Raw genomic sequence first — 19,183 nt, 5'->3', positions numbered from 1 at the left:
GGCTAGGCGTTGATTCCTATAGAAAATACAGTTCGCACCGAAACGGTCCCCAGCCCTCGCGATAGCGGGAGACAGGACCGTGATTGAGTCCTTGTTGCTGAACCTTGGAAGCCGTGATCTCCTGTCGAGCGAAGAGGAAAACCTTCTTCGGTCGATCCTCGTCAAGGACAGGCAATTCGCCGTCGGAGAAGATCTCGTTTCCCAAGGCAGCCGGCCGCCCTTCAGCACGCTGCTGCTCGATGGGTTCGCCGCGCGCTACAAGGTGATGGCGGACGGCAGCCGGCAGATTACCGCTCTTCATGTTGCCGGCGACTTTGTCGACCTTCATGCTTTTCCCGTCAAGGTAATGGATCATGGCATCGTTGCGCTCTCACCCTGCCACGTCGCCTTGGCCGATCATGCCGACTTGAGGGCGATCACCGAGCGCATGCCGCATTTGACGCGGCTGCTTTGGCTCGACACGCTGGTCGATGGCGCTATTCACCGAGAATGGATCGTCGCCATGGGGCGGCGCTCCAAACGCGCCCAGATCGCCCATCTCGTCTGCGAACTCTTCATGCGGCTGAAGGTCGTCAGGCGGACCCGGGGCGAAAGCTTTCAGTTTCCGCTGACGCAGATCGAGATGGCTGACGTGCTGGGCATATCGGTGGTCCACCTCAACAAGACGCTGCAGGCCCTCAGGCGCGAGGGTGTCTTCACGTGGGAGAACCGAACGATCACCATCGTCGATTGGGAACGTCTGCAGGAGATCGCCGAATTCGACCCCGCCTATCTCAGCATCTCCCGGGAGCCGCGCTGATATCAGCGGCATCGCATGCGTTGAAAGGGAGGAACGGCGCCGTTAGGCTGGCGGGAATCACTTGACGGGGCGGTGCGTGACGAAGACTTCTCTACTCTACGTATTGGCGGTGGTTTTCGCGGCGGTACCGGCTGTGGCGCAGACCGAATGGCAGGCGGTCGAGGAGGTGCGGCCCTATTCGATTACAGGCAAGACCGGCGCCGAACTTTATGAATCGATCGGAGCCCATGGCCCCAAGGCCGGGGTGACCGGCCGGGTCATCGCGCATACCACGTTCAAGCTCACCTGGACCCGAAAATACGAGTCGCAGGGCAATGCCTGCGTGATCGTCACCAACCGGCCGAAGCTCATCATCACCTATACGCTGCCGAAGCCGGCGGGTGCGCTGCCGGCCGCTGTCGAAAGCAGCTGGGAGGCCTTCATATCGGGCGTTGCGTCGCATGAGCGGGTGCATGGCGAGACCATCAAGGACATGGTCAAGGAAATCGAGACGATGAGCATCGGCCTCACCGTTGCCGACGATCCCGAGTGCAAGAAGATCAGGATCGAACTGACCCGGCGCCTCGGCGAGATTTCGGCAAGGCAGCGCCAGCGCGGCCGCGACTTCGATAAGGTCGAAATGGGCGACGGCGGCAACATCCAGCAGCTCGTGCTCAAGCTGGTGAACGGGCCGTGATTGCCTGAAAGAGCTTGGCCGCCGTTTCATCCCTGGACCTGCCCCGCCGGCCGCCTATCTCTTCCGCTGACGAGGATGGATCGAGGAGTCGTGCCATGTCTTATGTCGATGGTTTCGTCGTGGCGGTGCCGAGGGAGAATATCGACGCCTACAAGAAATTCTCCACCTTTGCCGGCTCGCTCTGGAAGGAATATGGCGCGCTCGAATTTGTCGAATGCATCGGCGACGACGTGCCCTATGGAGAGCTGACCTCTTTTCCCCGCGCCGTGCAGGCCAAGGAGGACGAGGTGGTGGTGTTATCCTGGATCACCTACAGGTCGCGGCAGGAACGCGACGACATCAATGCCAAGGTGATGGCCGATCCGCGGCTCAAGGGCGACCAATGGCAGATGCCGTTCGACGGCAAGCGGATGATCTATGGCGGGTTCGAGACGCTGCTGAAGCTCTGAAGCCGGCGCAGCCGCATCTTCGCCAGGGCATTGACTTGGCCGTCATGGCGCGCCAACTCGCGGGCAATGTCATTGCCAGATGGAGAGCGCCGGTGCCCCAGACAATCCTCACCTTGGCCACGCGCGGCCAGGGCCTCTACGAATTCACCGATCAGGCGGAAGCTTTCGTCAGCGCCTCGGGGCAGGAGGAGGGGCTTCTCACCGTCTTCGTGCGCCACACATCGTGTTCGCTGCTGATCCAGGAAAACGCCGATCCCGACGTGCAAACCGACCTTCTTTCCTTCTTCCGCCGCCTGGTGCCGCCGGCCTCCGATTTGTCGATGGGCTGGGTCGTGCATAGGGCCGAGGGGCCGGACGACATGCCGGCGCATATCAAGGCGGCGCTGACGCAGGTGTCGATCGGCATTCCCGTCGCCGACGGGCGCTTGATGCTCGGCACCTGGCAGGGCCTCTATCTCTTCGAACATCGCGACCGGCCGCACCGGCGCGAAATCGTGCTGCATCTCGGAGCCTGAGGAGGGGGCAGCGGCCGCCCTCGCCCTTCGCGGCCCCTGCAGGGCGCCTCAGGATGAGGGCGGAGAGAGAGGGCGCGGTTTGCCTCACCACAAGGTCCTGTGCGGTACCGCTCAGCCGCTCAGGAAACATACGTCATACAGGTCGGCCACCGGCCACATGACGCCCCGATCAAACCACCAGCCGCACGGCAGAGGTGCGATCCGCAGGATCGCCTCGAACGATCATCCTGAGGCGCGTAGGTCATAGGCCGGAACCTCGAAAGACGGGGACGGGTGATGAGCGGTATTCATCGGACGAGATGTCAAGACGATCGTGCGAATCCGATCAAAGCAAGAGCCGTCGAAAGCCGCTCATCGTCAGTGAATGCAAACTGAATGGCCGGTTCGAACAGCATTCAGCTTGCCCCGGTTAGTGTCGAAGCAATCCCTGAAGGGAGAGCTTAAAAGACCGATCGACGGAGACACTCAATGACGCATTTCCTCACCAAGGCTTGCCTTGCCGCAGTGCTCGCCCTTTCATCCATTCCGGCCACTGTTTCCACGGCAGCCGCCGCAGGCCCGCAGACGAACTTCATCGTCGAGGCGCAATATCATCGTCCGATCCGCGGCTGCTCGCCGATGCATGCCGTGAGCAAGGCGCGCGATTACGGCCTGCGCAGAGCCCATATCACCCGCATGTCGCCGCGCGTCGTCGTCGTTGCCGGGCGCGATCGTCGCGGCTGGGACAGGATGGTCTTCGCCAATGTCCGCGGTTGCCCGCTGATCCGCCGCTGACCAAAGGCGCGGCAAGCGCCGACAAGCGCTTGCCGCCTGTTTTGCCTTGACGGCGATACTTTCAGCCGTTTTTTCTCTGGTTGTATGAGTGATTCCCAATGGCGCTTCGGCGTGACGCGGAGAGTTGGGAGGGCGGCTCGACCGCACCGACTATCAAACGAAAGGTTTTTTGAAGATGCAGTTTCTGGCAAAGGCGGGTCTCGCCGCCATGCTGACCGCCGGCACCCTTGCCGGCACGGTGGTTCCGGCTGCCGCCCAGTTTAATATCATTATCGGCGATCCGGATCGTGAGCCGCCGCGTGATTATCGCCGTCCGCCTCCGGGCTTCGAAGGCCGCCGGCCGCGCGGCTGCGATCCGCGTCTTGCCGAAGATCTCGCCCGCGATTACGGCTTCCGCCGCCCCCGCGTCGTCGATATCACCCCGCGCCGCGTCATCGTCCAGGGCTGGACCCGCCGCGGCCCCGACGAGATGAGCTTCGGCAACGTGCGCGGCTGCCCCGCGCTGCGCCGCGGATATTAATAGAATACCGCCTGCACGTCTGACCGAAGTGTTGTGCAAAAAGCCGCCTTTGCCAGTCTCCCCGATCGGCAAGGGCGGTTTTCATTTGTGGGATTGATTTGCGCTCGGTTTGACTGCGCTCTTTCCTCCGGTGTTTTCCCAGGCCCTTGTATGGATACAAACCCTCCCCATCAGGGGGAGGGCTAAGCTCTGGTTCCCGGCGGCGATCAAAAGCAGAGGTTCTCACGGCTGTCTCCCCTACGGATTGCTAGGATACGGGTTATTTGAAGCGGTGCGGCCCCGCCCCCTTGTGGGGAGGAGTTGGGGAGAGTCTCGGGTAGCCGCCGGCGCAAACAGCATCGACCTATACCGAGGATCCCGCAGCCATGGCGCGCCTGAAAGACACGCGGCGCCTTCATTTCTATTGTTCGATCGCGAAGGTCACCGTGACGCTGACGGTGTAATTGTTCTCGCCGCCCTGGACGGGAACGGCAGCGTCGGCTTCCTTCATCATCGTGGCGCGATAGGCAGGCTGCGGCAGCGGGCGGGGCACATTCTCGGTGATCTCGATGATCCGGCCGAGCTTGACGCCGGCCGCCTCACTCAGTGTCTTCGCCTTCTTGACGGCCTCAGCGACGGCGTTCTTGCGCGCCTCTTCGATCGCTGCTTCCGGCTTGTCGTTGGTAAACTGAATATCGCCGCCCTGGTTGATGCCGAGGCTGACCGACTGGTCGATCACCTGGCCGAGTTTGGCCAGATCGCGCAGCCGGATGGTGACCGAATTGATCGTCTGGTAGCCGATCAGCTGGGGCTGCTGTTGCTGGCCGTCGACGGGCTGCGGATAGTTATACTGCGGCTGGATGGAAAAGCCGGAGGTCTGCAGATCGCGCTCGGCAACGCCGCCCTCCTTCAGCGCCTTCAGCACCTCGGTCATCGCCTTGTTGTTCTCGTCGAGCGCTTCGCGGGCGGTCTTCGCCTGCTTGACGACGGCGAGAGTGACGACGGCCATATCCGGCGCCAGCGCCGATTCGCCGTCGCCGGTCACCGAGATCACCGGCTCGCGCGGCTTTGCCTCCTGCGCCGATACGGGCGCGGCGCTGCCGAGCGGCAGGGCCAGAAGGGCAGTCATCAGAAGAGTCTTGGAAAGCATCGGCGCCATGTTTCATTCCCTAGTTGTCGTTTCCCGGGTGAACTTTCTGTCGGTTGATTGTGAAGCTATTGCGGCGGAAGGGAAGGGCGCGGGCGGATGAAGAGAAAAATGTGAGGGATAGGTGCGTCGGGCGCGGAGCGATTCTTTCGATCGGCCTCGCCATCGGCCTGGCGGGCTGCTCTCAAGTGGCGGAAAAGGCGGAGAACGCCGCCAACCGCTCTTACACCAGCTATGCGCTGGGCAAATCCTACTCGGAGATCGCCAATCTCGGCCAATCGCCGATGTGGCGCCTTTCCGGTTCCGAAGCGACCTTCGGGTCGATGATCGGTGCGACGCCGTTGAAAAACGGCATGACGATCTACCGGCATATGGCGCCCGCCGCCAGGACCGAGACCGGCACGAATTTCGCCGGCCTGGTCGGCGACTCCACCGTTTCTGAGAATAATCGGCTTTCCTATTTCCTGGTGGACGCCGACGGGATGGTCAAGGATTCGGCCACGGGCTCGGTGCAGGGCAGCGCCAGCGATTGCGTGCAATATATCGGCGGCATCATCAACCGCTGCAATGATACGCGCCAGCTCCAGGCCTCGCTTGCACTTTACGACATCAGGGTGGCGACCAAGGGCGGCCAGCCCATTTCCAGCTGGGGCGAGCCGGCTGCACCTGTCGTGAACTGAGGCGTTTGCCTTAGCGGGTGGCCAGCGGCTGCATTGACGGCTGAGCGCCGGACAGAATTAACCCCGTCGGCTTCACCTAAAGAACTAGGCTTGGCGAAACGGTCGCGCCAGGCACCAACTATCGATGATCTAGCCACTGGTTGCCAATTCACCGAGGATGGAGAGCTAGTGGGCAGGCCGCTCGAAGAGCGGATAGCGCACGCATTCGAATTGCTGGGGGACTTCATGCTTCATATCGCCAATATTGCGCCACCTCGGTTCAGGTTATGGACGCGCGCGTCACGAGAATGGCGCCGTGGTGAGCCAGAACTTCGGATCCTCGATAGATTATGCCGGCGAAGCCAGACTGCGATCGATATAGGGGCGAACTACGGTGTCTATTCCTGGTACTTGACCAAATATGCACGCGATGTCGTCGCCTTCGAACCTCAGCCAAATATGGTCGCTTTTCTGAAGGCTGCGCTTGGTTCGTCGGTTCGGGTCGAGCAGGTCGCCCTTTCCGACAGCGCCGGCGTTGCAACGATGCGAATCCCCAGCGATCAACTCATGGATGGCTGTGCCACGATTGAGGAGCAAAACACGCTTTCGATGCAGAATGTCGAGGAAATTTCCGTTCAGACCCGGCGCTTGGACAGCTATCAGTTCGGGGCGGTCGGCTTCATAAAGATCGACGTTGAAGGGCACGAACTCAAAGTACTCAAGGGCGCGGAGGCTATATTGAATCGGGATCGCCCAAACCTGCTCATCGAAGCGGAAGAGCGACATCGACCCGATGCTGTCGCCAGCGTGATCGACTATCTCAAACCGTTTGGTTATTCCGTATATCGCCTGAAAGATCGAGTACTTCGGCCCCTGTCGATCGACGAGGTCCAAAAGGGCTCTTCCGGAATGCCTTATAACTACGTGTTTTCTATCCGCCAGGATCTGTAAAAGCATGTCCCGTTCAACGAAGGCTGGAAGGCCGACGGGAACCGGGCACAATAAAAGGCGACACGACGCCGGCCATTTAGGACCTTTGAAGGGCTTTCAAACAGCGCGCCGGCCGGGCGAGGCCGTTTATCTCACCCGGCAGCCGGCGGACGCATGGGAGCCTATGCGCCGAAATCGTCCATGAAGGATGGATGAATGGCGGGCCTGCGTTCTTCGCGTGCGCCGCGAATGCGCTGGGGAACCGCACCGAGGCCGGCGACGAAGCGGGTCAGGAGATTGCGGTTGAAAAGTTTCTGTATGCTCATGGCAGTTCACTCATTCTTTTTTTTGTTAGCCGGCGGCGTATATTTTGCCCACCCTGCCTTCACAATAGGCATTTTGGCATGACAGCTATGCGCACGTGTGCAATTCGATCACATTGACGTTAGGAGCAGCCTGTCACGGTGGTCTTCTTGTATGAGTTCTCGCTTATATTTGCTGCGTCGTGGTAAGTTGCGCACTTGGGGTAAAGACATGCCCTTGCGAAGGAGAAGCTCAGATGACCCGATTTTTCGCATTTGTCGTAGCCGGAACGCTGGTCAGCCTTGTCACGATCCTTTCAGCCTGCACGTCGTCCGGAAACCTCGATTACACGTCGTCGATCGACGGCGGTTACTATCACGAAGCGCGTCCGCTCAACCCGGCCTGCGCGGATGGGTTCAGGCCGAGTGATGGGCGGTCTTGCAGTTATTAGACGACGCGACACTTGCCATCATCGTTTCCGCGGATAAGTTCTCTATCGTACAGTCCTGCGAGTGTGTCTTTGGTGTTACAGCTATTTGTTGAGTTAGGCTGTATCCTCTAGTTGTGTTGCAAGATATGGGGTAACGAAAATGAAGCTCACGATCGCCACCACTTTTCTAGCACTTGTCGCAACGACCGCGGTTGCAGCGGATGCCGTGCAGGACGTCCCGGCCGCACCCGTTGCGGCTGCGCCAGCTTTCACCTGGTCAGGCCCGTATCTCGGTCTCGATGGCGGCGCCAGCTGGCTGAACGGTGACTTCAGCATCGGCGGCGCCAGCGATTCTCAGAATTTCAACGGCGGCGTCTTCGGTGGATTTGCGGGTTACAATTTCCAGTTCGATAACAACTTCGTTGTCGGTGTCGAGGGCAACCTCGAATACAACTGGAACGAAGAGGAAGCGCTGGGAGCGGACGTCGGCACCGACTGGGCCGGCGCTGTTCGCGGTCGTGTTGGCTACGCCTTCGACAGAGCGCTCCTTTATGGCGCAGCCGGTTGGACCGCCACGCGTGGATACGTGGACCTGCCGGGATTCGACAAAGAAACGGAGACCTTCAACGGTTACACCGTCGGGGCCGGTGTCGACTTTGCCATCACCAACAACATCTTCGCCCGTGGCGAGTATCGGTATAATGACTTCGGCGAGAAAGATATTCTCGGTGTTGATGTCGACCTCGACCAGCACGAACTCAAGTTCGGAATTGGCGTGAAATTCTAGGAACTGTTGGTTGGATCAGCAATGAGAAGCCTCGCCTGGGATTGCGGGGCTTTTGTGTTTCATGACAACGCCGGCACCAAGATGCCAATTTCAACTAGGCTCTACCGATGTGCGCCGCATGCAATCTGCATAGCGAAATCAGCGGTAGCAAGCGCAAATGCGCGAAGGCGACCACGTTGGCATCGGGAACCGGGGCAATCGATCACCACAAATTCCGCCATTTACCGCCATGCCGTGCTGGATTGAGGGCTTGGACCAGAGCCGTACCCTCCGAAGGAAAAAGACGCTCTTCTAGTTACTAGAATCGCTTGGCGGAGGTTGTCCGAGACTATGGGTGACATTGAGGATATACGACGTCGGGTTAAGCTCTTGACCCAAGGCGATTTTAGCTTTGATAATTTTTGTTATATTTTCCTTTGGCTTCGCGAGACGTTTGAGCGGCGCCTGCCCACAGTAAGGGAAATTGCCGACTTCCTGGCTCACCCAACGCGGGATCAAGGGCTGTCGTCAGATCGGCTAGGAGTTTTAATCGGCTACCTATTTTATCAACTCGATCGGCCTCTAGATCAGTATGATCTTCCACAGGACTTTCCAATCGTTGCGAGACAGCGACTTAAGGTTCTCGGTGACAGATTTTTTGAAGTTGATCGCAGGCTGACGCTTGAAAGGTGTAAAGGGCTATTAAGGTCCATTTTAGAGCAATTCAACCAAGATAGCTCCGGTCTATATTCAATTTCTGACTTAGGTTTGAACAAGCTCCAGCAGAAATTGCTATCACTGCTGTTGACTCAGCAACCTCCTCCCGACCCACTTGATGCCGCAATCCTTCACTTTGAGTTCCGACAGGGACTAATTGACGGTGGCCTACTAACACCGGAGGATGACGATGCCCTCGCTTCGGCCTATGAGCCACTAGTTCTGTTTTCTTTGACGGTGATGCACAGGTGCAACATTCGAGTACTGAATGAGGCATACCCAAAACACGTGAAGGACGATCAGTATACTATAATAAACAAGAAGGGACTTGAGGAGACGCATTATAGATATATAAGAACTTTTCAAATATTTCTTGGTGAAAAAAATGGAAAACTCGGTATATTCTTAGAGTTCTCAATGGCTTCTAATAATTCTGGAGCGTATATCGTCCACTGTCCAATTCTTACTACCAATCTCGCGGCTGCGAAGTTCCTTCAATTGCCCCACGGCCTTCAGCGATTCCACTCTACCAGCGGCAATTTTGCTGCTGTAGCCGTACGCTACCACGAAGCCCCGCATATCGCAGCTCTCTAAGCGGCCGCGGCCGTTGATAGCGCGATAATTGAAATAGCGGGGACATTCAAATTTGTGAATCGATCTACCGGCGTTACCATCACCCGTTTCTGCTAACGCTGCTTGCGGTTTAGGTAACCTGCAATTATTGCGATTGACCGGCCTCAGCTTTATCAACAAGGTCTCCTCGCAGGGCATCACAAGATACTTAGCTGTTTTTGGTGCCGGCGCCGAATGAAGCAGATGGTTAGATGAGCGGTGACAAGGGGCATTATGTGTTGCGATCAAAAGCTATCGAAGCAAGGCGATATCCATCCCCCGGTAGATGTATCTTCTGCGGCGTTTCATCAAATCTCACTGACGAGCACATAGTTCCCAGGGCGTTGTCAGGAACAGGCGAAATGATCTTTGAGGACGCTTCTTGTAAGGAATGTAATAGCTATGCCAACAGAACCTACGAGCAAAAGGCGTGGGAGAATGATTTCGTGGGGGTCCGCCACATTCTCGAGCTGAAACAGAATAGTCGGCGTCGAAAGGGTGAGCGGCGAATGCCGAAGGTGTCGTTTCGGCAATCATCTTCTCCTGAACCACCGCACGCCTTTATCGACACTCTTCCTGCAAAGAGCTATCCACCAGTTTACAGTTTCGTAGTTCATGAGCCCGCAGGAAGATTGGTCGGTGTCGAGCGTGATGGAGCTTCGTCTTTAATACTGGGTGATCTCCACCTAGGTTCGAAAAACATCGTGCCAACTCCTTTACAGACGAGAATGCCAATGATCATGGGACTCACTGAGATGGTGGTCGCAAAGATGGCTTACTGCTATGCAATAGCTGAGCGAGGGCTAAACGCGTTCGATGCGACGGATTTGCTCGACCTTCTGATGGGGCGTCGCGATGATATCTTCAACTTTGTTGGAAGACCGGTTGAAGATGAGCATCTCGCAATGCTGCGGTTACACAAGTTCTATTTTCGAAAGCGCGGAGATATAACCACAGTTATCGTTCATCTGTTCGCGTCCTTCGGTGGCCCAAAGCACGAAGTAGTCATTGGTCCCGATCGTCAGCTATAGCGCCCGCTTGGGCGGGCACTAGATAGTCTTTACGGCAATGACAAACAGTTGAGCACTGCGGCTCCCCCATCGATTCGGTCAGCCGCTGTCCCAAGCCGCCGTATACCTTGATGCGCTCTCCTGTGGTGAAGGTAGCGTCGAAGACTAGAAACAGAACTGCGCGCGCCACCCTCATCCGGGGTACCGTGGCGCTTCATCGGCGTCACGGTGTCCGGCCGAGGGCATCGTTGTGGGAGGAGACTCCGCCGGCGTGGGCGCTCTGTTTGGTGGCCTGCTTCTCGCCAAGCAGAGTGCCCTTCCCATGCCGGTTGCGGCGCTGTCGATTTCCGGCTGGGTCGATTTCACCCAATCGGGCAGATCGTATCAGACAAACCGAGAGCGGGATGCGTTCTTCCAGAAGCCGACGGTCGATTTCCTCGCCTCATTGGTGCTGGACGGCCTCGACGCCCGCGAAGCCAGCCCACTTTTCGCAGATCTCACCGGCATGCCTCCCACGTACCTGCAGGTGGGGGAGCACGAGGCATTGCTGGACGACAGCGTCAGGTTCGCCGAGGCGCTGAAGGCGGCCGGCGTGGAAACTCGCATCGACATCTTTCCTGAGATGCTGCACTCGTTCCAGATGATGGCCGGCTTTGCGCCTGAGGCCGACGATGCGATAACGCGCTTTGCCGGCTGGGTCCGGCCACGCCTTGCTCAAAGGGTGCCGCCGAGTGCTAATGGTGACCAGGCAGGCGGCGAATGCATGGCCACTGTAAGCTCGCGAGTTCGGCAGGACAGCCTCAATCCCACAGTGGGTACGATAGCAGACATTTAAGTCACTGCTAATTTTCCCCATATATCACGCTGCGCCGGTCGGGTTCTTCGTCCGGCGTAGCGGCGTGCTCCTGCGTTCATGGATGGTGCAGTTGAGCCGCCGCACTTCTTCTCAACGGAAGCCGAAAAAGCTCAAGATAGCGAGCACGATGACTACGGCGCCGACGAGCCAGATAAGATTATTCATTTGAATCTCCTTCAAAATGGTATGAGTCAGTCTGCAAGCACATAATGTGTGGCGGCAGTTCCTGTTCCATTCCCATTATCTGGCGCGCCAACTCTCGCGACAGGTAGTCCTGCGCCGGGCTCCCTTCGGGTTGAGCTCGGCGCTTTCGCTATTTCTTGAGACGCTCGGCCGCCTTGTTAGCCTCATCCCGAGAACAAAAGTATCCCACTTGGTGATCAAGCTTGAAAGAGTGGGACTGGGAAGCCAAAATCAGAAGGAAAAACAATAGCTTGAAAAAATAAAATGGTGGGCCCGGAGGGACTCGAACCCCCAACCAAGCGGTTATGAGCCGCCGGCTCTAACCATTGAGCTACAGGCCCTTGGCGCGATGACAGCACCTGGGTGCCGGAGGCCGGCACCGTGATGCCGGGGCAATGGTTCCCGCAGCATCGGTTTCGCTCTAGCCCAAATTGCAGGGAGCCACAAGCGGGCAGGGCAACATCTGTGGATGAGGCCCATTTCGCGGGCAAAAACACTGGAACCTTCCAGCGCGGAATCCACTTATGCGAATCATATTCCGCATGAAAAGGGCGTTTGCAGATGGTGGCTTCGAACAGTGCCGTGGTGCTCATCGTGGAGGATGAGCCGCTGATCCGGTTCAATATCCTCGATGTGCTGGAGGATGTGGGTCATGTGGCACTGGAAGCTGCCAATGCCGATGAGGCGCTGGTGGTGCTGAAGGGCCGGCAGGACGTCGATATCCTGTTCACCGATGTCAACATGGCCGGATCGATGGACGGTATCCAGCTTGCCAAGCGGGTGAGGGCGATGCGGCCGAATATCGGCATCATCATCACGTCAGGGATGGTGCGGCTCGATCCGATGGCGCTGCCCGCCAACACTGCCTTCCTGCCAAAGCCCTATATGCACGACACGCTGATTTCGACGATCGATTCCCTGATGGCGTGACGACCTTGATCACGTAACCAGGGGCGCGCAGCCGCAAAACGGGGACAGGTTTTGCGGCTGCGCGAGGCGCCGGGAGACTTGCCCCCTCTTCAGGCGCGGCGGAGGGGAACCGCGCCCTCAGCTGAAGCTGCTCTTCAGCGCCTCATTCTCGTGATGGGCCTTCTTCTCGTAAATCGTAAACAGCGCCATCGAGAGGAGATAGGAGAGGAAGGGATCTCCTATCTGGGTGGCGATGTCGCGGGATGCGAGTACGTGGCGCTCCAATGCGCTGATGTCTTTCTGGATTGCGGTCTGCGTTGTGGTTTCAGCGAGGCGGTTCATGCTGCCATCTCCAGGAATTGGGTCACGACCGAGCGGGCCGGAACATGTCTGACATAAAGGGGTAGGGTCAGGCCGAGGGCGGCGCGCATCTTGCGCAGCACGCGGTCCGACACTTCGAAGGCGCCGCAGCAGACGGGGTACTTGCCGTAGCCGTCTGCGCGGCCGAGTTCTTCCACTTCGGCGCCTGCGCGCTTGTAGACGCGCTTGAGATAGGGTTCGTAGTTGGAAATCATCGTATGGATGCCGTGATCGAGCGCGCATTCGCACAGCGCAAGCAGCATCATCGAGAAGGCGCGGGCGGCATCGATACTGGGGAAGTCCTTGGCGATCGCCTCTTCGTCGATGCACATGCGCGTGCCTTCCCAGATACCGGGGGCGACGAGATCGGCCGCGGCCGGAAAGGTCTCACGGAACACGTCGTAAAGCAGCGTCGGGCCGGTCGTCGGCATCAGGCGCATGCCGCCGTAAAGGCGCGTGCGGTTGTCGTTGCACCAGACGAGGTAGGCCGGAGAGAGCGAATCGTAGCTGTCGCGCTCGTAGGGGCCGATAACGGGAACGTCCCAGCCGAGCTTGTCGGCGAACACCTTCTTGCGCAGACGGAACATCTGGTCGAGTACGGCAGCGTATTTCTGATATTCGTGTGCCTGAATGATAACGAACATTTTGCCCTCCAGCGTTTTCAAGTTCGTGGAGAGCAGAATGGTTCAGGCGGGCCGGATCGGAAATTCCCTCAGATAGGCCCCCCCAGATGAGGGGATTAGCCCAAAAGTATGACGAATTAACCCAAAGGTATGATGGATTGGGTCGCGCCCCGGCACTGGCGCAATTGCATCGACGCCTCCGCTCCGACAATCGATTCCGATTTTCGGAAAGCACGATGCGCTAGGGATTGATGATGCGCAGCTGCACGGCTCGCGAGGCGGCGGCCGAAATCGTGGCGCAGCCGAGCTTGAAGCGGGCGGTCTTCAGGTAATCGCGGGTGGTGTGCTCGGATATGCCCAAGATAACCGAGATATCCTTGTAATCCTTGCCGAGCGCCGTCCAGTGCAGGCACTCGATCTCGCGCGGCGACAAGGTCGGCACCGGATCATTCTCGCCATGCAGTTCATAGACGGCCTTGCGGTGGATCAGATGGGCGATCTCGATCCATTCGTTGCGGCAGCGGCGCACAAGTTCGTTCCATTCCTCGACCGGTTTGCGGGCGTTCAGCGAGAGCAGGGCGCGGCGCTGCGCCTTGTCGGCGACGGGAATGGAATAGCCATTGCCGCCGATGCCGTGCTTCTGGGCGTCGACCAGCATGGCATAGGCTTCCGGCGTCGGCTCGACCTCGCTCCAGTCGAAGGGCAGCTGGCGCTCGAATCCCTGCTTGACGATCGGATCGACCTTCACATAGCTGTTCAGGAGGTAGCGGGAGACCCAGGCATCCGGATAGGTGGTGCGCACGAAGGGCGCATCGATCTTGCTGGCGATCGTCTGGGCGAGATGATAGGTCACGAAATCGAGGCCGTATTCCGCCTGGAGAACGCGGATAGCGGCATCCACATTGGCCGCAGCCTTGATCCCTTCGAAAGCGGGTTCGAACTTGTCGCTGTAGGTATTCTCGATCATTTCCACTGTCCCAATTCCCTCAATCCTACCGTGAGGACCATCTAAAATACAAGGCATCCCCACATATGCGGGGAATGACAATCTGGGCACCACCTGCTAGCGCCTTCATGAGGAGACCTCATATGGACAGCAAGAGATCATTCGAGATTGCCGAATGCCGACAGGCCGCCAAAGGCCTGAAATCCAGTTGGCAGGACATGGCAGGTTCCGAAGCGTTGATCCGCGCCCTTGTTGCCGAACGCAACGGCGACACCCCGCTGGCGCTGTTCTGGACCGAGGTCCACCGGGCGCTTTCCCAGGAAAACAACGCTTTCTGACATGGCCCGCCCCGGCGGGCGGTTTGAGGTTTTCCCCGGTATAACAGGCTCGGCCCGGGATCGATCAGCGCCGTGGCGAGACGAAATCCGCGCTTCGCGCATCAGCACGTTTTCATTCCATTCCGTTTCCGATTTTGCGAAGAGCGTGTCGAGCGGCAATCTAACGGTCGGGCGGGAGAAAATCCCGTCCTCCATGGAATTGTGCCAATATGGTTGACGAAACGTATCAGACGGAAGCAGCCGCCTTCGGGGAAGGGGTTGGACTGTGCCATTGTTGACCTTCCCGTGAGATAACCCGCAGCTCTCTCCTACTCATCCTGAGGTGCCCTGCGGATGGTCATCCCCGCTCCCGTCCTTTGAGGCTCCGGCCTGCGGCCTGAGCGCCTCAGGATGACGGCCAATCTGTGCGCCGTGTGGCTGATGGGACTCATCGCTGTGCACAGCGGTTGGGCTGGCGTGTGCCGGGTGCCGATCGGCGTGCCGTATGGCCGATGGGCGGGCGGAGTGCCGTGTGGGTGGTGGCTGATCGCTATGTGGTGTGGTTGTTGAGCAGCGGCGCCACGCAGTGTTGGCACGCCCAGACCTTTCCGTGATACTGTACGCTCCTCTCCACCCTCATCCTGAGGCGACCCGCAGGGGCCTCGAGGTGGAGGGCGGCCACCTGGCGGCCGCCTCATCTTGTATGCTTGTTGTATGCTTACCGACCGCAGCGCAGCCAGCACCACATGGCGTCAGCCGGCCTTCGCCGGTGGGGTGACCCAGCCGCCGCGCGGCAGTTCCGGGCGCTGCGGCTTCGGGCGAAACTTCAGCAGCACCTCGCGTCCGTCGATCGAGGCCTGGGTGCGTTCCAGCGCGTCGCGCTCGGCAACCGCCTGGCGCCAATGTTCATCGTCCCGACCGTCAGGGCGGCCCTGTTCTTCCCAAATTGAATAGGCTCGTTTGCTGATCCACTCGTGGCGTGTGTCGCTCATCGATCGATTCCGTTCGTGAAAGGCGTCATTCGGCAATTCTGTCCGGCAGAACAGGCGCGCGGCGCTTGGCCGCCATCAGTAGATCAAGTTCGATCGAGGAAGGCCCGAAACGGGTGAACAGGCTCTCGGCCTGGTCGCTGCGCAGGCCATATTTGGAAGCGAATTCGTCAAGGCTGTAAGGACGGCCGCGCAGGACTCTGGTCCGCCGCTCCGGTTCGCGGATCTGCGTCATTGATGCTAACCCCATATGCTTTTACGAAGTGTGCGAACAAAACAGATTACAGTCCCAAAAGTTCCGTGATTTTTCAGGGTTTTTTCGGCCTCTCGTGCCAATTCGGCGCGGCTGGCATGGATTTTCAAGAATAGCGCGCACTGAGAAAATTTCGCCTAAAACATGCAGGAATTTCATGCCCTTAAGAAATCGGTTGCCCGCCAGATCGAGAAATGGGCTTTATCCCCGGCACGTTACTCTATAGAATCAATCGTGTTATTCGGTCCGCAGGGGGAAAAAACGCTGCGTTTCCCCGCTTCGTTGCCGACCGATCCAGGAGGAAATTGGCTTCAATCCATCAAGAGGAGACAGACATGATGAATGCCCTGCCGCCACTTCATAACGGCCACGCGCCGTTCACCCTCCAGCAGCTGTTTCGCGAAGCACTTTACGCCTTCGAGGAATGGGACAGCGAATTGACCGAACCGATCGTGACCCATGAAGGACGGGTCATCCCGATCAGTTTCGTTTTCGAAGCCATGCGCGAATGCACCGATATCGTGCCGATGAATATCGTCGGCGCCGTCACTGAACGGCTGACCAAGCCGTGGGAGGGCGAAGGTCCGCTCGACCAGATGACCTTCTCGACGGCGGCGCGCGTCATGCGCGTGCTGGTGCGCAAACGCCTTCTCGCCAACGGCACGGCCGACCTCGTCGCCGTCTCGGCGCATGCCGCCGAAGATCAAAGCCGCGACTGACAGGGAAATGGGATCGCGGCCTTGGCGTCTGCGATCCTTTTCTGCTGCGGCGGAACCTCCCCCATTCCCAGCCGTTTACTGCATAATCCCAATTCACACCGAACTGGAATTATTCAGTCATTCAGCGCGCTACAGCTTTCTGCGCGTTTTGACACGCGCGGCGCTGAAGGCGCCAGATACAGCCCGCTGCAAGATGACGGGCGAGGAATAGCATCATGCTGAAATCCATCGTTCAAGAAATCATCGGCACGCCGCGGCGTGAGCCGGAACTTCCCCAATCACTCGAGCAGTTTCGCGAGATCAAGCGGGTGCTGATCATCTTTGCCGACGCGCAGGATGACCGTGCGGTGATCCAGGACGAATGGCTGCGCAACGCGCATATGCGTCTCATCGAGGAAGACGTCGAAGTGTTCATCATCGCCGGCGGCGGCGCTTTCTCGCTGTTCGACGACGCCTGGGAACTCGATGCCGACGATATTCGCGAGCGGCTGCAGGGGCCGCCGTCCGGCGAATTCGGGCTGATCCTGATCGGGCGTGACGGCACGGTGAAGCTGCGCTCGAGCGAGCCGCGCACGGCGGAAGAGGTTTTCGCTGCGCTGGAGAACCTGCCGAAAAAGACCCCGTGGTAGCTGCGGGCGCCGCGTCCGGCGGCACGCGCTGACCGGTCAGAGTTCGAAGGCTTCTTTGAGGCCGAGGCTCTTGCGTTCGCGCAGGTCGAGGTCGGCCTCGATATGGGCGATGTGATGCAGCATCAGCTGGCATGCGCGGTCGAGGTCGTTGCTTTCGATCGCCGAGATGATCTCGCCATGTTCGGAATGGCCGCAGCTCGACGCCGTCGACTGGCCGTAGAGCGCGATCACCAGGGAGGAGCGGGCGACGAGTTCTTCCATGAAACGCTGCATGATCGCATTGCCGGAAATTGCCGCGAGCGTCAGGTGGAAATCGCCGGATGCCTTGATCTCGGCGCGGCGCGCCGTCTGGCCGCGCTCGCTCATCAGGCGGCCTTCTTCCAAGAGCAGCTGCTTGAGATGCCGGATATCGTCAGGCGTGATCCGTGCCGCTGCCTCACGCAATATGCCGGGTTCGACAAGGCGGCGGGCGGAAAAGATTTGCCGCGCCTCGTCGGGCGAGGGATAGGCGACAAAGGCGCCGCGGTTCTTCTCGACGCTGACGAGGCCCTCATAGGAGAGCGCCTGCAGAGCTGCGCGGGCAAGCGTGCGGCTGACGTTGAAAAGATTGCCGACATCGCTTTCGGAAAGCTTGGTGCCGGGCGAGAGCCTGCGCTCGACGATTGCTTCACGAATGGAGTCGCGGATGAGTTGTGCGCTGGTTTCAGCGGAATCTTCAGCCGGCGTGGCCTTGGCAGCGGACTTCATGAAAATCGATTTCCTGATGATCGGCAGACCATAACCGGCTTTGCTGCAAAAGTTAAACGGAATTTGTGAGCGAAAGCCGGCCGAAATTGTATACGATTTTTTGCACGAATTGGGCACAATAGCCTAAATCATGTGCATAATCCTTGATGCTCATAATTTGCTCCGGTTGGCTTAATTCCGATAAAATCCTTGAATCAAAAGGATTTAGGCCCCGGAGCGGAATCTGGCATGGCGGATGCATTGTCTTGTCCGAACAGGGGAAGGCATGATGTCGAAAGCGGCAGAGATCGATATAGTATCCGTTTCGAAGGTCTATGGCATGACGACGGCGGTCCATGCGATCAGCCTGAAGATTCCGGCCGGCTCCTATTGCTGCTTCCTCGGGCCCTCCGGCTGCGGCAAGACCTCGACGCTGCGCATGATTGCCGGCCATGAGAGTATCTCGTCGGGCGATATCAGGCTTGGCAATCTGGTCGTCACCGATCTGCCGCCGGCCCGGCGCGGCACGGCGATGATGTTTCAGTCCTATGCGCTGTTCCCACATCTCGACCTGGTCGACAACGTCGCCTTCAGCCTGAAGATGAAGGGCGTCGACAAGGCGGAGCGGCGGGCCAAAGCGCTCGAGATGCTGAAGCTGATGCAGATGGAACCCTATGCCGACAGGCGCCCGGCCCAGCTTTCCGGCGGTCAGCAGCAGCGCGTGGCGCTGGCGCGCGCGCTGATCACCGATCCGGAGGCGCTGCTCCTCGACGAGCCGCTGTCGGCGCTGGATCCGTTCCTCAAGATCCGCATGCGCGCCGAACTCAAGAAGCTCCAGAAGTCGCTCGGCATCACCTTTGTCCACGTCACCCATAGCCAGGAAGAGGCGATGGCGCTCGCAGACGTCATCGTCATCATGAATGACGGCCGGATCGAGCAGGCGGCCGCACCGCGCGAAGTCTTCGAGCGGCCGGCAACCGCATTCGTCGCGCGTTTCATGGGCGATCACAACGTGCTGTCCGGCCGGGTGACGTCGAGCGAGAACGGCGTGATCGTCATGACCGTGCCGGAGGGACAGAGTTTTTCGGTGCGCGGAACGGGCAGGGCGGTCGGCGAGCCTGTCGATATCGGCATCCGCACCGACCGCGTGCGCCTGCAGGTCGCGACCGAATGGACGCTTGGCTTCAATGGCATCGTCTCAAACATCGAATATCGCGGCTCTTCGGTGAAGATCACCGTTTTCGGCGCCGGCAGCGACGATTTCACCGTCATATCCGATGACGGCGACTATTTCGCCCGGCCGGTTGGCGTCGGCGACACCGTTTCGCTCAGCTGGGCGCTCGACGATGCCGTGCTCCTCGGCCGCGCCTCGGCATGACCAATCGAG

Annotated in this window: 26 protein-coding genes and 1 tRNA gene; 18 read left to right on the top strand and 9 right to left on the bottom strand. The window is 59.0% G+C overall.

Features of this window, described 5'->3' with window-relative positions:
• Nucleotides 1–79: 79 nt before the first annotated feature.
• From J0663_RS02215 to J0663_RS02190, 6 genes are all read left to right on the top strand, one after another.
• On the top strand, nt 80–799 hold the full coding sequence (locus J0663_RS02215) for a Crp/Fnr family transcriptional regulator (protein WP_207242853.1): 720 nt from the start codon (nt 80–82) through the stop codon (nt 797–799).
• Between the two features lie 76 nt (nt 800–875).
• Entirely contained in the window at nt 876–1,475 is a 600-nt protein-coding gene (locus J0663_RS02210; RefSeq protein WP_207242852.1) for a DUF922 domain-containing Zn-dependent protease, read from the top strand.
• Nucleotides 1,476–1,570: 95 nt separating this feature from the next.
• On the top strand, nt 1,571–1,924 hold the full coding sequence (locus tag J0663_RS02205; RefSeq protein WP_207242851.1) for a DUF1428 domain-containing protein: 354 nt from the start codon (nt 1,571–1,573) through the stop codon (nt 1,922–1,924).
• Nucleotides 1,925–2,016: 92 nt separating this feature from the next.
• Nucleotides 2,017–2,439, top strand: a complete 423-nt coding sequence (locus J0663_RS02200; RefSeq protein ID WP_207242850.1) for a secondary thiamine-phosphate synthase enzyme YjbQ — start codon at nt 2,017–2,019, stop codon at nt 2,437–2,439.
• 468 nt (nt 2,440–2,907) lie between these two features.
• On the top strand, nt 2,908–3,213 hold the full coding sequence (locus J0663_RS02195) for a hypothetical protein (RefSeq protein WP_207242849.1): 306 nt from the start codon (nt 2,908–2,910) through the stop codon (nt 3,211–3,213).
• A gap of 175 nt (nt 3,214–3,388) precedes the next feature.
• Nucleotides 3,389–3,733: a hypothetical protein gene (locus J0663_RS02190; protein ID WP_207242848.1), complete on the top strand. Its 345-nt coding sequence runs from the start codon at nt 3,389–3,391 to the stop codon at nt 3,731–3,733.
• 400 nt (nt 3,734–4,133) lie between these two features.
• Here J0663_RS02190 and J0663_RS02185 read toward each other — a convergent pair whose 3' ends face one another.
• Complete coding sequence (locus J0663_RS02185) at nt 4,134–4,871, bottom strand: SIMPL domain-containing protein (protein WP_207242847.1); 738 nt, start codon at nt 4,869–4,871, stop codon at nt 4,134–4,136.
• Between the two features lie 101 nt (nt 4,872–4,972).
• On the opposite strand from J0663_RS02185, the gene J0663_RS02180 reads away from it, so the two are divergent.
• Entirely contained in the window at nt 4,973–5,539 is a 567-nt protein-coding gene (locus J0663_RS02180; RefSeq protein ID WP_207242846.1) for a hypothetical protein, read from the top strand.
• 225 nt (nt 5,540–5,764) lie between these two features.
• A complete protein-coding gene (locus tag J0663_RS02175) occupies nt 5,765–6,469 on the top strand; it encodes an FkbM family methyltransferase (protein WP_207242845.1) in 705 nt (234 codons plus the stop codon).
• A 161-nt stretch (nt 6,470–6,630) separates the two neighbouring features.
• Here J0663_RS02175 and J0663_RS02170 read toward each other — a convergent pair whose 3' ends face one another.
• Nucleotides 6,631–6,774, bottom strand: a complete 144-nt coding sequence (locus J0663_RS02170) for a hypothetical protein (RefSeq protein ID WP_207242844.1) — start codon at nt 6,772–6,774, stop codon at nt 6,631–6,633.
• 233 nt (nt 6,775–7,007) lie between these two features.
• On the opposite strand from J0663_RS02170, the gene J0663_RS02165 reads away from it, so the two are divergent.
• From J0663_RS02165 to J0663_RS02145, 5 genes are all read left to right on the top strand, one after another.
• Entirely contained in the window at nt 7,008–7,202 is a 195-nt protein-coding gene (locus J0663_RS02165; RefSeq protein WP_207242843.1) for a hypothetical protein, read from the top strand.
• A 139-nt stretch (nt 7,203–7,341) separates the two neighbouring features.
• The gene (locus tag J0663_RS02160; RefSeq protein WP_207242842.1) at nt 7,342–7,968 is read left to right on the top strand and encodes an outer membrane protein; all 627 of its coding nucleotides are present in this window, start codon (nt 7,342–7,344) and stop codon (nt 7,966–7,968) included.
• A 330-nt stretch (nt 7,969–8,298) separates the two neighbouring features.
• The gene (locus J0663_RS02155; RefSeq protein WP_207242841.1) at nt 8,299–9,258 is read left to right on the top strand and encodes a hypothetical protein; all 960 of its coding nucleotides are present in this window, start codon (nt 8,299–8,301) and stop codon (nt 9,256–9,258) included.
• A gap of 230 nt (nt 9,259–9,488) precedes the next feature.
• Complete coding sequence (locus J0663_RS02150; RefSeq protein WP_207242840.1) at nt 9,489–10,307, top strand: HNH endonuclease; 819 nt, start codon at nt 9,489–9,491, stop codon at nt 10,305–10,307.
• Between the two features lie 250 nt (nt 10,308–10,557).
• Nucleotides 10,558–11,121: an alpha/beta hydrolase fold domain-containing protein gene (locus tag J0663_RS02145; protein WP_246590353.1), complete on the top strand. Its 564-nt coding sequence runs from the start codon at nt 10,558–10,560 to the stop codon at nt 11,119–11,121.
• A gap of 469 nt (nt 11,122–11,590) precedes the next feature.
• Here J0663_RS02145 and J0663_RS02140 read toward each other — a convergent pair.
• A tRNA-Ile gene (locus J0663_RS02140) sits at nt 11,591–11,666 on the bottom strand.
• A gap of 220 nt (nt 11,667–11,886) precedes the next feature.
• On the opposite strand from J0663_RS02140, the gene J0663_RS02135 reads away from it, so the two are divergent.
• The gene (locus tag J0663_RS02135) at nt 11,887–12,255 is read left to right on the top strand and encodes a response regulator (RefSeq protein ID WP_207242839.1); all 369 of its coding nucleotides are present in this window, start codon (nt 11,887–11,889) and stop codon (nt 12,253–12,255) included.
• Between the two features lie 117 nt (nt 12,256–12,372).
• On the opposite strand, the gene J0663_RS02130 is transcribed toward J0663_RS02135, so the two are convergent.
• The 3 genes from J0663_RS02130 to J0663_RS02120 form a co-directional block, all read right to left on the bottom strand.
• Nucleotides 12,373–12,576 (bottom strand): hypothetical protein, encoded by a 204-nt coding sequence (locus J0663_RS02130; protein WP_207242838.1) that lies wholly within the window; start codon nt 12,574–12,576, stop codon nt 12,373–12,375.
• Nucleotides 12,573–13,238, bottom strand: a complete 666-nt coding sequence (locus J0663_RS02125) for an acyl-homoserine-lactone synthase (protein WP_207242837.1) — start codon at nt 13,236–13,238, stop codon at nt 12,573–12,575. Before J0663_RS02125 ends, J0663_RS02130 begins: the two co-directional genes overlap by 4 nt.
• Before the next feature lie 220 nt (nt 13,239–13,458).
• Nucleotides 13,459–14,184 carry a LuxR family transcriptional regulator gene (locus J0663_RS02120; RefSeq protein ID WP_207242836.1) on the bottom strand — a complete coding sequence of 242 codons (726 nt, stop codon included), beginning with the start codon at nt 14,182–14,184 and terminating at the stop codon, nt 13,459–13,461.
• A gap of 122 nt (nt 14,185–14,306) precedes the next feature.
• On the opposite strand from J0663_RS02120, the gene J0663_RS02115 reads away from it, so the two are divergent.
• A complete protein-coding gene (locus tag J0663_RS02115; RefSeq protein WP_207242835.1) occupies nt 14,307–14,501 on the top strand; it encodes a hypothetical protein in 195 nt (64 codons plus the stop codon).
• Between the two features lie 731 nt (nt 14,502–15,232).
• On the opposite strand, the gene J0663_RS02110 is transcribed toward J0663_RS02115, so the two are convergent.
• Nucleotides 15,233–15,472: a DUF2934 domain-containing protein gene (locus tag J0663_RS02110; protein WP_207242834.1), complete on the bottom strand. Its 240-nt coding sequence runs from the start codon at nt 15,470–15,472 to the stop codon at nt 15,233–15,235.
• 25 nt (nt 15,473–15,497) lie between these two features.
• Nucleotides 15,498–15,704: a hypothetical protein gene (locus tag J0663_RS02105; protein ID WP_207242833.1), complete on the bottom strand. Its 207-nt coding sequence runs from the start codon at nt 15,702–15,704 to the stop codon at nt 15,498–15,500.
• Between the two features lie 353 nt (nt 15,705–16,057).
• Here J0663_RS02105 and J0663_RS02100 point away from each other — a divergent pair, with 353 nt between their 5' ends.
• Nucleotides 16,058–16,441, top strand: a complete 384-nt coding sequence (locus J0663_RS02100) for a BRA0787 family protein (RefSeq protein WP_038690240.1) — start codon at nt 16,058–16,060, stop codon at nt 16,439–16,441.
• Between the two features lie 215 nt (nt 16,442–16,656).
• Entirely contained in the window at nt 16,657–17,070 is a 414-nt protein-coding gene (locus J0663_RS02095) for a DUF4174 domain-containing protein (RefSeq protein WP_207242832.1), read from the top strand.
• A 36-nt stretch (nt 17,071–17,106) separates the two neighbouring features.
• Here J0663_RS02095 and J0663_RS02090 read toward each other — a convergent pair whose 3' ends face one another.
• Nucleotides 17,107–17,817 (bottom strand): GntR family transcriptional regulator, encoded by a 711-nt coding sequence (locus tag J0663_RS02090; protein ID WP_207242831.1) that lies wholly within the window; start codon nt 17,815–17,817, stop codon nt 17,107–17,109.
• Nucleotides 17,818–18,085: 268 nt separating this feature from the next.
• Between J0663_RS02090 and J0663_RS02085 the strand changes: the two genes are divergently transcribed.
• Nucleotides 18,086–19,174, top strand: coding sequence for an ABC transporter ATP-binding protein (locus tag J0663_RS02085; RefSeq protein ID WP_207242830.1), 1,089 nt, complete (start codon nt 18,086–18,088; stop codon nt 19,172–19,174).
• The last annotated feature ends 9 nt before the right edge of the window (nt 19,175–19,183 follow it).

It is taken from the genome of Rhizobium lentis, assembly GCF_017352135.1.
Taxonomy (GTDB): domain Bacteria; phylum Pseudomonadota; class Alphaproteobacteria; order Rhizobiales; family Rhizobiaceae; genus Rhizobium; species Rhizobium lentis.
This window is presented reverse-complemented; position numbering and strand designations above follow the sequence as displayed.